Source organism: Paenibacillus anseongensis, from assembly GCF_009757995.1.
Classification (GTDB): domain Bacteria; phylum Bacillota; class Bacilli; order Paenibacillales; family NBRC-103111; genus Paenibacillus_E; species Paenibacillus_E chondroitinus.
Genome location: NZ_WSEM01000016.1, coordinates 1,321,820 through 1,338,272, shown reverse-complemented (window position 1 = coordinate 1,338,272; position 16,453 = coordinate 1,321,820). Strand labels below are relative to the sequence as shown.

Genomic DNA, 16,453 nt, shown 5'->3' with positions numbered 1-16,453 from the left:
GTTTTACTAGGAGGATTTTATGTTAATTTTGCCGGAATATGAATTGATCAGACAGATTTATCAGGGCGACCGGACCGTGCTGTTCCGAGCCATCCATAAGCCGACTATGGAAAAAGTCATTATCAAAACCCTTCGGTCGGATTTTCCGGTTTCTGCGGATGTAGCACGACTGAAGCGAGAATACGAAATTGGCAAAATGCTCGACATCACCGGCATTGTGAAACCGCTGGGGCTGCCTAAATATCAGAACAGCATCGCGCTTGTTTTGGAGGACTTTGACGGCGACACCTTATCCGCTTACTTTCCATTGTTTCGCCAGTCACTTCAGGCTTTCTTAACGGCTGCGATTCAGTTGGTCAAAATCGTCGGGAATATTCATCAGCGATATGTGATACACAAAGATATTAAGCCAAGCAACATCATTACTAATCCTGATAAAAAGATTATGAAACTGGCGGATTTCAGCATCTCCTCCTTTACCAGAGAGCGTCAGGAAATGTTAGAGCCACATCAGCTTGAAGGAACACTGAGTTATATGTCCCCCGAACAAACAGGCCGCATGAATCGGATTATCGATTATCGCTCGGACTATTATTCGCTAGGGGTTACTTTTTACGAAATGCTCACGGGCCGCCTTCCTTTTCAAACAGAAGATCCAGTGGAGCTTATTCATTGTCACTTTGCCGTGACGCCGATTTCTCCTGACAACATCAGGATGGACATTCCGAAGCCGCTTGCCGAGATTGTCATGAAACTCTTGGCGAAAAACGCCGAAGACCGTTATCAAAGTGCTTACGGGATCATTCAGGACCTTGAGCATTGTCTGATGATGGTCAATGCGCCGGACGAAATCCAAGACTTCACCATTGGTCTCTACGATATGACCGATATGTTTCAAATCCCGCAAGGGTTATACGGGCGTTCCCAGGAAATTGAAAAGCTGCTGCATGTCTATTCGCGCGCTATTCATGGTTCTGTAGAAGCCGTGTGGGTGACGGGGGAGTCCGGTTACGGCAAATCGTTCCTCATCGCGGAGACGATGAAGACGGTGATGAAGGACAATAGCTGGTTCTTGGCCGGGCGTTTTGAACCCGGCAAACAACATGTCTCCTACCACGCGCTATCGAGAGCGCTTCGGCAGCTGGTCCGTCAGCTTTTGACGGAGAAGGACCAACAAATCGAAGAGTACCGAGGACAGCTGCTCAAAGTGCTGGGAACGAGCGGTAAAGTATTAACCGATCTCATTCCTGAGCTGGATCTGCTGATCGGCGAACAACCTAATGCAAAGCAGCTCCCGCCGCAAGAAACGCAAAACCGGTTGCATTTCTTATTACAGCAATTTTTGCTTATCTTTTGCTCGAAAGACAGGCCTATCGTCTTGTTCCTTGATGACTTGCAATGGGCGGATGCGGCCTCCTTGCAGTTTATCGATCTGCTTTTAAACGATTCACAGATGAGGCATTTCCTATTTATTGGGGCCTACCGAAGTGAACATGATACCAATTGGTTATCCTCCACACATGTTCAACTGCTCGATAAGCTGCCGGAACGGCTTGTTGCGGAACGCATTGTGCTGAAAGCTCTGGAAATCGGTGATGTCAAGCAGCTGGTTGCGGAGTCATTAAAGACGGAAAACCATCAAGTAGCTGAATTGGCACAGTTGATCCTGCAGAAAACGGGAGGCAATCCCTTCTTCGTCAAACAATTCCTAACGGCCTTATACGAGCAAAATCTGCTTACCTACAGTTACGAAGCCAATCGGTGGATTTGGGATATGAATGAAATTCAAAAGTTGCGAATTACAGACAATCTCATGTTCCTTTTGGAGGAAAAATTGCTTCGCATGCCGTCCAGAACGCAATATTTATTGCGTCAGGCAGCCTGTTTAGGTGCAACCTTTGATCTAGAGGCGCTTGGCATCATTGCGATGACGTCGTTTGAGGAAGTTTTACAGGAACTGGAGGTTTCTATTCAGACGGGCTTGATCATCCCTGTGGGTACGGATTATAAATTTTATACGGATTCGCAAGGCAATTCCGCCGCTCAAGACATTCGCTTTATGTTCGTGCATGATTCCATTCAGGAAGCTGTATACGGTTCGATCGAACAAGCCGATCTGGCTGAAACGCATTTGCATATTGCGCGCAAGCTGCTGGAGTTTTTGCCTGAAGCACAAATTGAGCAGCGGTTATTCGATATCATCAACCATATGAACTTAGGTTCCGAGTTGTTGAAAGAACGCCAGGAGCTTGTCAATCTGCTTGAGTTTAACTTGCGAGCTGGCCGTAAAGCCAAATCTTCGAATGCCTATCGCTCTGCGCTGCAATATTACAACAAAGCTCTGACGCTATTGAATCTGGTAGAAAATAAGGAGCTGGAGGATCTCAGCTTCTCGATTCGACTGGAAAAGTCCGAAGTCCTGTATTTGAACGGACAAGCGGATGAAGCGGAAACTTCCTACGAGCAGCTGCTCCTGGATGCCCGAACGAATGAGTTGAAGCTGGAAGTGTATAACTTACAGGTTATTTTGTACACGAACGTCGGAAAGCAGCGTAAAAGTGTCGAGGTTGGCTTAAAAGCCTTGGCGGAACAAGGGATTCGGATTCCGAGCGAACCGACGAGTGCGAATATTTTTCTGGCTTATCTCAACCTCAAAGCAAAGATTGGGCGCAAAAATACGCTGCAGCTGTATGATCTGCCTATCATGGAGGATGAATACCGTTACAAATTGATGAGTTTGATGATGAGTATTGCGGTTTCGGCTTATTTTGTTAATACGAACTTATTCGTACTTTTCATGTTCATCATGACCAAACACGCACTAAAATACGGCAATACACCGGTAATGGCCTACGTATACGGTTCCTATGGATTAATCCTTGGCTCAGGTTTCGGTGATTATCAGTTAGGCTACCAGTACGGTCAGCTTGGCGAAAGATTAAATGCCCGTTTCCAATCCCATGAATACCGCAGTAAAAGCCACTTTTCCTTCGGGTTGTTTGTTACACCGTGGGTCAAACCGCTGCAAGTTAGCTTGGAGCATTTGAATGAATCGTTCAAAAGCGGAATTGAAGACGGAGATCTGGTTTTCGCAGGTTACGCACTGACCTACCAGGTGTTGGCTAAGGATTTTCAAGGCGTGGCGCTTCCGGAAGTGCAAGAAGATCTGAATAAGCACTATCGTATCCTGGAGCAAACCAACCATCATGACACTTTGCTTATGTTAGAAATGCTGCGCATGGTGATTCAGAATCTGGAAGGAAAAGCCGGGAATCCCCTGATCGTCGGTACGGACGAAGCAGCAGAGGAGCGGTTTGTCCAAAAGCTGATTATCCACCCGAATCAAGTCATTTTACATGAGTATAAGGTTAAAAAAATGATGCTGTATTTTTTGTTCGGTCAATACGACGCTGCTCTAAAGACCGGCAAAGAAGCAGAACCGATGCAGTCTGTCTCTTTCGGATTGTTCCACATTCCCGAGAACTATTTCTATTATGTTTTATCCATTGCCGCTGTGTATAAAGATGCAACCATCTTTGAGCAAAAGCTTTACGCCAAGCAAATAAGTAAAATGCTGCGCAAAATGGACAAGTGGGCGGCCCACTGTCCGGAAAACTTCCTGCATCTCAGCTCCTTGATGCGTGCCGAGTGGAGCCGTGTCACGGGGAATTTCCAGAAAGCCGAGCAGGACTATGAGCTGTCCATCCGGCAAGCAAGGGAGCAGGGCTTCATCCAGCATGAAGCGATCGCCTGCGAGTTGGCGGGGAGGCTCTACAAAGATGCCGGCCGCGAGAAAATCGCTAAGACCTACTTCATTGATGCTTATTATGGCTATTTAAGCTGGGGAGCTAAAGCGAAAGCCGATGAGTTGAAGCTGCGTTATCCGAATTATCTGACCTCGCTGAAGGAGCAGCAGGACTGGAGTACGACGAATATCAGCGACTATTCGCTGCAGGCGTTGGATTTTATGACGATTATGAATACATCAAGGTCCTTATCCAGTGAAGTCAATTTGGAGCAGCTCATTAAACGGTTGATGGAAATCGTTACTTATTCATCAGGCGCAGAGCGAAGCATCCTTGTTCTGAAGGAAAAAGAAAGCCTGTATGTCGAGGCGGAAATGCTAGCGACGGAAGGCAAAGATTCCTGCACGGTGAGCTCGGTTGCTCTGGAAACACGGGAAGATCTTCCGGCCGCTGTGATTCATTTCGTTGCCCGGACCAAGGAAGGCGTCGTGCTCGATGATGCTGCGAATAAAGGAATCTTCACGCATGATCCTTACATTCGCGCCGCTGAGGGCAAATCGATTTTCTGTGAACCGATTCTGCATCAGGGCAATCTCGTCGGCGTCTTTTATCTGGAAAATAATTTGATTCGCAATGCGTTTACGTCGGACCGCCTTGATATTATCAAGCTGCTGTCCGCACAGGCGGCGATTTCCATTGAAAATGCCAGACTGTATAACGACTTGGAGTCCAAAGTAAAAGAGCGTACGAATGAATTGATCCTGATGGAGACTTCGCGACGCGATTTGCTTTCGAATATTTCTCACGATTTGGGTACGCCGCTGACGTCCATTCAAGGCTACGTCGAGGCGATTCTGGACGGGGTGATTCAGGAGCCCGAAGAACAAAGAAAGTACCTTTCGGTTGTGCATATGCGCATTGTCGGTATCCAACGATTGATTACTGATCTTTACCAGCTGAGCCGCTTGGAAACCAAGCAGTTCCATTTCCAGCTAGCGCCTACTTCCTGTCAGACCATGGTGCGCCAGCTTTTTGCCAAATATGAGCTGGACTGCGCTAATGCAGGTATCACCTACACGCTCGATATGGCGAAGTCGGAAGATGAAGAGATGCTGTTAACCGTTGATACGGATCGGATCGAGCAGGTGTATGCCAATATTATTTACAATGCCATTAAGTTTTCCGCCAAAGGCGGCTTCATTCATGTGCATGTGGACATCAAAGGTGATCCGCGCCAGCTTGTGATTCGGGTGACCGACACAGGCGTGGGGATCAGCGAAGAGGATCTGCCGCACATTTTTGAACGGTTCTATAAGGTTTCCAAATCACGCAGCACATCTGGCGGAAGCGGGCTTGGCCTTGCGATTGCCAAAGAAATTGTCCAATATCATGGCGGACAGATCTGGGCGGAGAGCCGTCTAGGCAAAGGCTGCAGTATCTCGTTCTCTTTACCGGTACACCGAATTTAATGTGGCTAATGTTCCAAAAATTAAGAGGCTGTCCCTTGGTCATTCTGATGACTGCCGGGACAGCCTCTTAGGGTCGTATCGTCACACGGGTATGAATGGGCACGAGCGCGGCCAGCTCAAGCACGTCTTCGTTGTACATTCGGATACATCCGTGAGAGGTACGTTTGCCAATGGAGGAGGGGTCGTTGGTGCCATGAATACCGTAATGCGGCCTGCTCAGCCCCATCCAGAAAACGCCAAAGGGTCCGCCGGGATCTGGCTGCTTATTGATAATCGTATATTCGCCTACGGGTGTTCGGGTGACCATTTTGCCGATCCCTACGGGGAAACCGCGCACAACGCGATTAACATCAAGCAAATATAATTGGAAATCGGACAAGTCTATAATAATGCGGTAATTAGGCATGGATATTCACCTCGGTCTATCTTATGTAGGTGCATGAGAAAGGAACAGGGCGCCAAACCTTTTTCGAAATTAAATCGGACTTGTGGTATACTGCTTTAGTTAGTTATCAGATATCAGTCATCCAAGGGAGCTACAATCATGCAATCTTTTTTACAATTTAATCCAACGAAATTATGGTTCGGCAAAGGGCAAATTGAGCAGCTGGCACACGAATTAGGCACTCATGGCAAGAAGGTTCTGCTCATATTTGGCGGCGGAAGCATTAAGAAAAATGGCGTTTACGAGGCTGTTAAACAGCAGCTTGACCATATGCAAGCGGACGTGTATGAAATGTCAGGCGTTGAGCCGAACCCACGGCTTACGACAGTGAAGAAAGGGATCGAGCAATGTCGGGAGCACGGTATTGAGCTGATTCTAGCGGTAGGCGGGGGCAGTGTGATTGACTGTGCCAAGGCGATTTCAGTTGGCGTTTATTATGAGGGAGATGTTTGGGATATTATTACACGCAAGGCTGTCCCTGCTAAAGCACTGCCGTTCGGAACGGTGCTAACGCTGGCGGCTACGGGTTCCGAGATGAACAACATTTCAGTCATTACTCACTGGGACAAAAACGAGAAGCGCGGCTGGAGCAGCCCATTGGCCTATCCGGCTTTCTCCATTCTGGACCCGGAGTTTACGTATTCAGTGCCTTTGGACCAAACGGTATACGGCATTGTGGATATGATGTCTCATGTGCTTGAACAGTATTTCCATCTTACCGAAAATACGCCAATGATGGATCGTTTCATGGAATCGGTTCTCTTGACGATCATCGAAGCTGCGCCTAAATTGCTTGAGAACCTGCACAGTTATGAGCATCGCGCAACGATCATGTATGCGGGAACTACTGCTTTTAACGGGTTATTATCAAGCGGAACCGATGGCGGAGATTGGGCATCTCACCAGATCGAGCACGGCTTGTCCGCAGTGTATGATATTCCGCACGGCGGAGGTCTCGCCATCATTTATCCGAACTGGATGAGACATTGTGCTGAAGATGATCCTTCACGGATGACCAAGCTGGCGCTGGCTGTGTTTGGTGTTGATCCCACAGGCAAAACCGATCACGAGATTGCGTATGAAGGCATTGAAGCGCTGCGTCAATTCTGGAATTCCCTGGGCGCTCCGAACTGTTTAGCGGACTATGACATTAGTGATGCCAGACTTGAGGAATTAATTCATAAGTCCTTCATGAAGGAGCAAGTGGGAAGTTACAAAATCATGACGCGTGATACGGTCAGAGATATTCTGACGAAATCACTATGATGAAATATTATTTATTCGTGCTGGCTGGCGCATGCAGCTTCGGATTGTTATCCACATTTGTCAAAAAAGCGTATGAGTCGGGCTTCCATGTGGGGGAAGTCGTTGGCAGCCAAAATTTGTTCGGCGTGCTGATGATTTGGACCCTGGTTCTTGTTACTGCTAAATCCAATCGAGGCGGCAGCGCCGAAACTAAGAAGTATAAAGTGGCGCCGCGCCAAGCCTTGTCGCTTATGGCCGTCGGAACAACCTCAGGCTTAACGGGCATTTTTTATTACGCAGCTTTGCAGTATATCTCGGCTTCCTTTGCCATTATTCTTTTGTTTCAATTTACCTGGATCGGTATTTTACTTGAGGCGATAACAGAGCGGAAACGGCCTGGGAAAGATAAAATATTTGCGCTCATCATCCTGTTTGTCGGAATTATTATGGCAAGCGGATATTTGGGTGGCGGGCAAGAAGCGCCGTCATGGATTGGCATCAGTCTGGGGCTTCTCTCTGCGCTAACTTATGCCTTATTCATTATGTTTAGCGGCAAAGTTTCAAACGAGGTTGCGCCAATTACTCGCAGTGCGATCATGCAGTCAGGATCGTTAATCCTGGTTATGCTGGTGTATCCGCCGCATTTTCTGTTTAACGGCTCTTTACATGAAGAACTTCTGCCTTGGGCGCTGCTGCTTGCATTCTTCGGCGTCGTCATACCGCCGTTGTTTTTCGCGATTGGCGTTCCGCGGATCGGCGGCGGCATCGCGACAATTATGAGCGCGGCTGAATTACCGACCGCCGTCATCATGTCCTTTGTCGTGCTTCATGAAACCGTCCATAGCATACAATGGATCGGTGTTATTATTACAATGGTTGGTATTGCTTTGCCAGAATTGATGAAGCTGCGAAAGCGGCGGAGTCAAATGGGTGTAAACTAGAATCAGGTGAACTCTGCATCGTGATGATGAGGGGGTTCACCTTTTTGTTATGCGTCAAAGTATGATTTTTTCTAAAATGTATGATTTTTTACATGGGCAATCGTAGGAAAAGTGCGATCTTGTTACGTTATTTACGATTTACCCCCGGGAGCTGCGGATGCTACGCTTTGAGTAGTCAGGAGGAATGAAAATGAAGAAACGAAGCAGCAACCCCGCATTGCTTGTTATGACATTGCCCGGACTCATTTTATTGGTCGCTTTCCATTACTTGCCGATCGGGGGCATCTTGATTGCGTTCAAAGATTTCAGCTATTCGGGTGGCAGCTTTCTAAAAAATTTCGAGAACAGCCCGTGGGTCGGGTTGAAAAACTTCGAGTTTTTTATCCAAACACCGGATGCGTTCATTATCACCCGCAATACCATTTTGTATAATCTGGTGTTTATTGCGCTTGGGACGGCGGTGAGTGTATTTCTCGCAATTGCTCTTAATGAACTGAGGAATCGCCGGGCGGCAAAAATGTATCAGACGTTCATTTTACTTCCTTATTTTTTATCGTGGATTGCTGTCAGCTACTTATTTTTTGGATTTCTCAGCGCAGATAAAGGCATCATGAACAGCATTATTGTTGAGCTGCTAGGTACAAAACCTGTGGAATGGTACAGTCAGCAGGCGTACTGGCCTTACATTCTTGTCTTCGCGAACCTGTGGAAGTACGCAGGTTATAACGCGATCGTTTACCTCGCCGCCATCACGGGTATCGATCCGGATTACTATGAAGCGGCATCTCTCGACGGAGCTTCCAAATGGCAGCAAATCCGCCATATTACGATTCCATCCATTTCAACGGTGATCACGCTTATGGTACTGCTGGGGATTGGTCGCATGTTTTTTGCGGACTTTGGTCTTTTTTACCAAGTTCCTCTTAATTCCGGGGCACTTTTTGAGGTCACGAATGTGATTGACACCTATGTGTATCGTGCCTTGATGAACAGCGGGGACATCGGAATGTCCGCGGCAGCCAGCACCTTCCAAGCGTTCGTCGGATTCGTGCTTGTCGTATTGTCCAATTGGGTTGTCCGCAGAATCGACAAGGAAAAAGCAATTTTCTAGAAAGGGGAAGAAACGAATGAAGTCGTCAGCAAGCAACATCAACGCCATTCCGAAGTCCGTCAACGTTGCTTTTCATCTCGTATTTATACTGATGAGTCTAACCTGCATCATACCGCTTTTCCTTGTGGCCGTTGTTTCCATCACAGATGAAAAGAGTGTAGCTGCAAACGGGTATCGTTTTATACCGGATTATATCTCGCTTGAAGCTTACCGGTATTTGTGGCAGCAAGGGAATGTGATCCTTCATGCGTATGGAGTCACGCTTTTCGTTACGGTGGTTGGGACGATACTAAGCTTGCTCATCACCGCAATGTTTGCCTACCCGCTTTCGCGGAAAGATTTTGCCTATCGGAAGTTGTTCGCTTTTTTGGTGGTATTTACTTTATTATTCCATGGTGGCATGGTCTCCTGGTATTTGGTTACGACGCAAATTCTTCATTTGAAAAATAATATCTGGGCGTTAATCGTGCCCTATTTATTTAATGGTTGGTACGTGATGATTTTGCGAACGTATTTTGCAACAACGATTCCTGACGCCATTGTGGAATCAGCCAAAATCGATGGGGCCGGCGAGTACCGCATTTTCTTTTCCATCATCTTGAGGCTCTCACTGCCGGGGCTTGCCACAGTAGGTTTGTTCAGCGCTATCGTCTATTGGAACGATTGGTGGCTCCCGCTTATGCTCATTCACGACGACAAAATCATGAATATGCAGTATCTCATGTACAAAGCGCAGAGCATGTCGGACTTCCTGTCCTCAGCCAACGCACAAAATTATGGCGCTACGGTAGGGATCGCGCCGCCTTCCTTAACGCTGCGAATGGCACTTGCCGTCATTGGCATCGGTCCAATTGTGCTGGCATACCCCTTTTTCCAAAAATATTTCGTTCAGGGTTTGACCATTGGGGCAGTAAAAGGCTAATCTAAGGCTAATCCCAGGGAACTGGATAGCATATAAATGACTCAGGGAGGTTTTTGAGCATGTTAAAGGGGATAAAAGTGAGGCAGTTCTCGGTAACCGCGATTGTGCTGTTGTCCATGTTAGCAGCGGGATGTACGAATGGCAGTAAGCCGACAGGCGAAAAGAGTAATGCGAACGCTCCGAGCACTTCGAGCACGAGTACGACCGCACCTGCGAAAGCGCTTGCACCGTATCAGATTGATTGGTATATCATTGGACCTGGACCGCAGCCGGACGGCGAGCTGGTGGAAGCGGAAATCAACAAAATCACGCAACCCAAGATCAATGCGACGGTTAAAATGCATATTATCCCATTTGCCGATTATGATGCCAAAATGACTGCGCTGCTTGCCACAGGCGAGAAGGTTGATCTCATGTTCACGTCTAATGGGAATATGAATTACAATACGCTTGTCGGTAAAGGCGGGCTAGTCGATATCACGGATAAATTAGATACGTTGGCTCCTGACGCCAAAAAGCTGCTCTCTGACGGATTCCTGCAAGCAAGTGCAATTAAAGGGCGCACCTACACGATGGCGGCTAATAAAGAGAAGGGCTCCTGGCTCGGTTTTCTTGCTAACAAGACCATGATGGAGAAATATAAGATTGATATTAGCACAATCAACTCGCTGGAAGAGCTGGAGCCTGCGCTCAAAACGATTAAAGAAAATGAGGCTGGCGCCATCCCCCTCCTGGCAGCAGGTGCAAGCCGCATACCGAATTTCGTTAATCGAAATCTATGGAACGTTTCGCCAGTACAATCGATAGTGCTGAAAAAAGACGCGAGCGGCTACACTTTAGAGCTGGACGAACCGGAGTATTTGAAAACGCTTAAAACGTTGAATAAATTTTACCAAGCCGGCTATATTCCGAAGGATGCGGCCGTCATGAAGGCGACGAACGGCGATCGCGCCAAGTCTGCTTTTATTTTCGGACAATTGAAGCCGTATGTCGATGTACAGGTATCCAACGCTTATGGAGCGTCGTTTATTTACCATAACTTCGGCAAGCCGATTACAACGACGAATGATTTGGTAGGTTCCATGATGGGCATTCCGACAAACTCCAAAGATCCGGATCGCGTGTTGATGTTCTACAATATGATGTACACCGACAAGCAGTTGATCAATCTCGTGGGCCGTGGGATCGAAGGCAAGCACATTGTCAAGACAGCCGACAATAGGATTGAATATGCGCCGGGAACGGAAAATGGGAAAAAGTCCGGCTACAATCCGAACGAGACCTGGGCATACGGGAATCAATTCCTTACGTATTTAATGCCCGGCGAACCGGATGATATTTGGGAGCAGTTCAAAAAGTTCAACAGTGAATCCGAAATTATGCCGGATCTTGGTTTCAACTTCGACAGTTCTGCGTTAAAAACAGAAGTTGCCGCCATTAAGAATGTTGAAAGTGAGTTCCGTCCGATTCTGGAAACGGGCTCTGTTGACCCAGACTCGACGATTCCGAAGTTTAAAGAGAAGCTCAAAGCGGCAGGAATCGAGAAGGTCCTCGAAGAAATGAATAAGCAATATGCACAGTGGAAAACCGCTAACAAGAAGTAAAAATCAGGGAACAAGAGGGAGAACGAATGAAACTGCCTAATCGCAAGTCGGAAAGCCGTTATTTCTCCAGCTTGTTCCTTTATTCTTCGACGCTAACTGCTGTGATCGTGCTTGCCGTGACCTATATGTTGTACGTCAATTTCGTCCATATTGAACAAAAGAAGATTTTTTCGTATTCCGAGGAATCCTTATCCCAAATAAGTTCATCAGCCGATGCCATGCTGGAAAATGCAAAAATGGCCATTGCACAGATTTTGCTCGATCGGGATATGCCCAAAGTGTTTTATCAGTCGGAGACGGACCCTGTGGAAACGAAAACGATTACAGACCGGATTAATTTAATCGGGTCTATGCCTTTTCTGCATTCCGTGTATCTCTATAACGGCAAGCTTGATTTATATTACACTTCGACCATCGGACTGCAAAAGAGTGCCTATTTCGGCGATCAAGGCATCGTTGAAATCATGAAAGATTATAAGAGTGACATGAATTTGAAACCGATTACACGAACGATTAAAAATGCGTCAACCGTCGGTAACATGGACTATAATGTGTACTCTTTTATTTATTACGAAACTTCCGGTTCAGGGAGGGGCAGCGCCATCATTCTGAATATTTCAGACACATGGATGAAAAAGGCGATAGCCACCATGGATAAAAGCCAAAGCGGCGGCATCATCATCCTTGATTCGGATGGTGTGCTGGTAAGCAGCATCTATAAGGAGCAAATGCTCAGCGACTTGTCGCATCAGGCATTCGTGCAGGATATTTTGCATGCGGGGGAGAAATCGGGCCATTTTACCGGAGATGTGGATGGCGTTAAATCCTTAGTGACCTATGCTTCTTCCGATGCGCTTAATTGGAAATTTGTCCGATACACCCCTTATGAGGTTGCTCTCAAGGAAGTCGACAAAATGAGAAGCAGAACGCTGCTGATTTGCTTCATACTGATTGGGCTTGGGCTCTCGCTTGCGTATTTGACATCCCGCAGATTGAATCGTCCGTTCGCTGAAATGTTGAAAAAGCTGGGGGTTCAGGATCAAGCAATCAGAGAAAATTCCTATAAGGCGAAACAAGAATTTTTGAAGCAATGGGTGATTGAAGGCGGATCGTTTCCTCCGAGTGTCCTGCAGAAGCGCTTTGAGAGCCATGAGATCAAGCTGAATTTTCAGGAGGAAGTGCGAGTACTGCTTTTGAAAATGGACCGTTATAAAGATATTTGCCGCCAATTTGAGTGGAACGACAGAGGGTTGCTGCGATTCGGCATGATGAATATTGCCTTGGAAATCATGTCCAGACATGCCCCTTGCGAAGCCGTGGATTCCGGTGATGATCATGTGATTCTCCTCTTTCATAAACCTCAGATCGAAGAACTGGAACATGACATTGCTCAAATTCGGCATGAGATCAAAAAATATCTCAAATTCTCCGTAACTTCGGCCGTAAGCCGAGTGGGTGAGGATGTGACTCAGTGTCCTGGTTGTTATTCGGAGGCATTGGAAATATCAAGATTCCGCGTATTTGCCGGATGGGAAGCTCATCTTGATGCGGATCAGACATCGGAAGCGATGAAACGTTCCTACCGGTACCCGATTCAAAAGGAAGAACTTCTGACCGATGCTCTTATGCTTGGCAAAATGGAGGAAGTTAAACTGCTCTGCCAGTTTATTTTGGATTCGACGGAAGGGTATTCGTATAAAGATTTGAATTTAACGGTGCTGCGTCTGTTTTTCTCCATCAATATGGTGGTAGATACACTGGAGAAGGCTTCGGGTTATAGCTTTGGCATCCCCTTTAATGAGATGTTTGCTCACTTGACGGAACTGGAAAGATTGAGCGATATTAGTGACCGTTTTATGGAGATGTTCCAGCAAATTGAAGAGAAGCTCGGGGAGAAGAAAAGTGCCAAGTATGAGGAGCTAATCCGAAAAATATATGGCATTATTGACGCTGAGTATCGGAAGGAAGATCTGTGTTTGGATCATATTGCAGACATTTTAAATATGTCCCCAGTCTATCTCGGCAGGTTGATTAAAAAACATACCTCCAAGTCGGTGACGGACTATATTAATGAAGTTAGAATAGAGAAAGCTGCTGAAATGCTGGAAGGTAGCGAAAGGCTTATTTCTGAAATTTCAAGTGAAACAGGATTTGCTAGCACGAGCTACTTCGGAAGAGTGTTTAAGAAGATTCACGGCATTACCCCTAATGAGTATAGGCAAAAAATGAGGGCGGCAGCGAGTAATTTGTGAGGTGCCGTTCATGGAGGCGATGACGAATGGTATCGCAATCGGGTGCAGACATCATACGCAAAACAGCGCTTGTCACAGGCGGCAGCCGTGGAATTGGCAGAGGCATTGCCTTCGTGCTCGCAGAGCGTGGGTACGATCTGGTAATCAGTCATTGGCAGGACGAAGTGAATGCGAAAGAGACCTCGGAGCTGATCAGGCATACATTTGGCCGATCCTGTGAGGTGTTTGAAGGAAACCTGGAGGAGGAGAACGAGCCGGGTAAGCTTGCAGAGCAAGCGATTCATGTTTTGGGTCGCATCGATGTTCTGGTGAACAATGCAGGGATCACGCTTTTTAAATCAATCGTACATATTGATATTTTGCACATGAACCGGCTTCTTCATCTGAATTTTCGAGCGCCGGTTCTTCTTATGCAGGCCATCAGCCAACACATGATAAAGCAGGGCATTCAAGGAAATATCGTGAACATTACCTCAACTCGTGCAGAACGCGCTTATGCGCAAGATGCTGTTTACGGCGGTGTGAAAGCTGCGTTGGCGAGGGCGACGGCATCATCTGCTATTGATCTTGCGCCTCACGGCATCCGCGTCAATTGCATCGGGCCGGGAGCGATAGACACCAGAGACGGCAGCATGGAACCGCTCCATGTCGTCAATCCGGGTGTACCGCTTCATCGTTCCGGAACACCCAAAGATATCGGTCGAGCCGTCGCTTGGGTGGTGTCTCCGGAAGCATCTTACATGACAGGCACGACGCTGCGTGTGGACGGCGGACTTATTCTGCCTGGCACCCCTCACTAGCTTAATAACTTAAGGGAGATGAATGAGAGTGTCGCACTTACAAATTCGCGATGTACGCGTAATCTTGACCGCTCCGGATGGTATTAATCTTGTTGTTGTAAAAGTAGAAACGACGGAACCAGGCTTGTATGGAATCGGCTGTGCTACGTTCACGCAGCGACATCTGACTGTTGCTAATGCTGTGGAGCAATACTTGAAGCCGTTTCTTGTGGGTAAAGATCCGCGCCGTATCGAAGACATATGGCAAACCTCCATGGTCAGCTCTTACTGGCGCAACGGACCTGTACTGAATAATGCCATCGCCGGCGTCGATATGGCGCTGTGGGACATTAAGGGCAAGCTGGCGAATATGCCCGTGTATGATCTGCTTGGCGGCAAATGCCGCGAAGCGGCGGCGGTCTACCGCCATGCAGACGGACGCGATCCGCAGGAAGTCGAACATCATGTTCGCGCTTTCATCGAGCAGGGCTACCGCTACTTGCGCTGCCAGATGGGCGGTTACGGCGGGCGCGGCCATCAACTGCATTCGCCGGAGAATGCTCAGCCCGGCGTGTATTTTGACCCGCAGGCTTATTCGCGCAGCGTGGTTCAGCTCTTCGAGCATATGCGCCTGCAGCTGGGCGGCGAAATCGAGCTGCTTCATGACATCCATGAGCGGCTTGTGCCGATCGAGGCTGTCCGGTTGGCGAAGCAGCTCGAGCCGTACAGGCTTTTCTTCCTCGAAGATGCGCTGCCTCCTGAGCAGCTCGATTGGTTCGAAAATCTGCGCAGCCAGTGTGCCACACCGCTTGCGATGGGGGAACTGTTCGTCCATCCGGCGGAATGGATGCCTCTTATTTCACGGCGTCTCATTGATTTTATCCGCTGCCACATCAGTGCCATCGGCGGCTTGACGCCGGCTAGAAAGCTGGCCACGCTTTGCGAAGCTTTTGGCGTGCGGACGGCGTGGCACGGTCCGGGAGACCTTTCTCCCGTAGGGGCAGCAGCGAATATTCACCTGGATTTGGCCAGTCCAAATTTCGGCATACAGGAGTGGACCGAATATTCCGAGCAGGCGAGAGAAGTATTTCCCGGATCTCCGGAGGTGCGCAACGGCTATGTTTACGTCAACGATAAACCTGGGCTAGGGGTCGATGTGGACGAGAGCAAAGCTGCTCTGTATCCATGCCATGACAAGCTGCCGGCTTGGACACTGGCTCGAATCCCGGATGGAACGGCCATTCGGCCGTAGGGAAGTGATGAAGGGAGTGAGCGTTGTGGAGGAGAAACTGCCCCTTTATATTTGTGAACATGCAGACTTTGCATGTTCGCCATTGGACGATCTCGTCTGGGATCGGCTGCTTGCCATTCGTCTTCGAGACATCGTTACTGGTGGCCAGCCGAGGTTGTCCACAGCAGTTAAAGTATGCTGGAACCGGCTGCGCGAAGCCATCTATTTCCGGTTCACCTGCGATGACGATCACGTCATAGCCACAATGACAAATCATGATGATTCCCTCTACGAAGAAGATGTCGTAGAGGTATTTATTTGCGATACGGGCAAATTTTCGGAGTACAAAGAGTTCGAGGTCTCTCCGGCGAATGTGAAATTTGACGCCATCATTCAGTATGATCTTGACCGTCCACCGATTCAGGTAGTTAGAGAGTGGCACGCGATTGATTGGAAAACAGTGACGAGAGTTTCAGAAAGCGGTTATGTGTCCATTTGGGAATTGCCGCTGCGCAATTTTTCGGTTGGCACTCCCTCAGTGGGTGATATATGGCGAATCAACTTTTTCCGTATTGACCGGGGAGGTGGTCAGCCGGATGAATTTTCGGCCTGGTCACCGGTAGGGACGATGCAATTTCATACGCCGGAGAAATTTGGCTTCTTGCAGTTTGCCTGAGAACTATTTTCGTGTAAAGTTAAATGTGAGCA

At 47.9% G+C, this 16,453-nt stretch carries 11 protein-coding genes and 1 pseudogene; 11 read left to right on the top strand and 1 reads right to left on the bottom strand.

Translation table 11 applies throughout. From position 1 onward, the window contains the following. Positions 1-19: 19 nt before the first annotated feature. Both GON05_RS22465 and GON05_RS40120 read left to right on the top strand, forming a co-directional pair. Positions 20-4,708, top strand: a pseudogene (locus tag GON05_RS22465) (AAA family ATPase); the annotation flags it as partial. Positions 4,709-4,762: 54 nt separating this feature from the next. After that, on the top strand, positions 4,763-5,215 hold the full coding sequence (locus GON05_RS40120) for a sensor histidine kinase (protein WP_397369258.1): 453 nt from the start codon (positions 4,763-4,765) through the stop codon (positions 5,213-5,215). Between the two features lie 67 nt (positions 5,216-5,282). Here the strand turns inward: GON05_RS40120 and GON05_RS22460 are convergent, their stop codons facing one another. Further along, on the bottom strand, positions 5,283-5,621 hold the full coding sequence (locus GON05_RS22460; RefSeq protein WP_127450087.1) for a L,D-transpeptidase: 339 nt from the start codon (positions 5,619-5,621) through the stop codon (positions 5,283-5,285). A 138-nt stretch (positions 5,622-5,759) separates the two neighbouring features. Here GON05_RS22460 and GON05_RS22455 point away from each other — a divergent pair, with 138 nt between their 5' ends. The 9 genes from GON05_RS22455 to GON05_RS22415 all read left to right on the top strand — a co-directional run bounded on the left by GON05_RS22455 (position 5,760) and on the right by GON05_RS22415 (position 16,421). Then, positions 5,760-6,926, top strand: coding sequence for an iron-containing alcohol dehydrogenase (locus GON05_RS22455; protein WP_157321932.1), 1,167 nt, complete (start codon positions 5,760-5,762; stop codon positions 6,924-6,926). Next, a complete protein-coding gene (locus GON05_RS22450) occupies positions 6,923-7,846 on the top strand; it encodes an EamA family transporter (RefSeq protein WP_157321930.1) in 924 nt (307 codons plus the stop codon). Before GON05_RS22455 ends, GON05_RS22450 begins: the two co-directional genes overlap by 4 nt. A 190-nt stretch (positions 7,847-8,036) precedes the next feature. Then, on the top strand, positions 8,037-8,957 hold the full coding sequence (locus GON05_RS22445) for an ABC transporter permease (protein ID WP_246239286.1): 921 nt from the start codon (positions 8,037-8,039) through the stop codon (positions 8,955-8,957). A gap of 16 nt (positions 8,958-8,973) precedes the next feature. Further along, entirely contained in the window at positions 8,974-9,879 is a 906-nt protein-coding gene (locus tag GON05_RS22440) for a carbohydrate ABC transporter permease (RefSeq protein ID WP_157321926.1), read from the top strand. 59 nt (positions 9,880-9,938) lie between these two features. After that, positions 9,939-11,483 (top strand): ABC transporter substrate-binding protein, encoded by a 1,545-nt coding sequence (locus GON05_RS22435; protein WP_157321924.1) that lies wholly within the window; start codon positions 9,939-9,941, stop codon positions 11,481-11,483. Between the two features lie 26 nt (positions 11,484-11,509). After that, positions 11,510-13,735 carry an AraC family transcriptional regulator gene (locus tag GON05_RS22430; RefSeq protein WP_157321922.1) on the top strand — a complete coding sequence of 742 codons (2,226 nt, stop codon included), beginning with the start codon at positions 11,510-11,512 and terminating at the stop codon, positions 13,733-13,735. A 26-nt stretch (positions 13,736-13,761) separates the two neighbouring features. Then, positions 13,762-14,535, top strand: coding sequence for an SDR family NAD(P)-dependent oxidoreductase (locus GON05_RS22425; protein ID WP_157321920.1), 774 nt, complete (start codon positions 13,762-13,764; stop codon positions 14,533-14,535). Positions 14,536-14,563: 28 nt separating this feature from the next. Further along, complete coding sequence (locus GON05_RS22420) at positions 14,564-15,766, top strand: enolase C-terminal domain-like protein (protein WP_181646175.1); 1,203 nt, start codon at positions 14,564-14,566, stop codon at positions 15,764-15,766. Beyond that, on the top strand, positions 15,669-16,421 hold the full coding sequence (locus GON05_RS22415) for a carbohydrate-binding family 9-like protein (protein ID WP_246239285.1): 753 nt from the start codon (positions 15,669-15,671) through the stop codon (positions 16,419-16,421). Before GON05_RS22420 ends, GON05_RS22415 begins: the two co-directional genes overlap by 98 nt. The last annotated feature ends 32 nt before the right edge of the window (positions 16,422-16,453 follow it).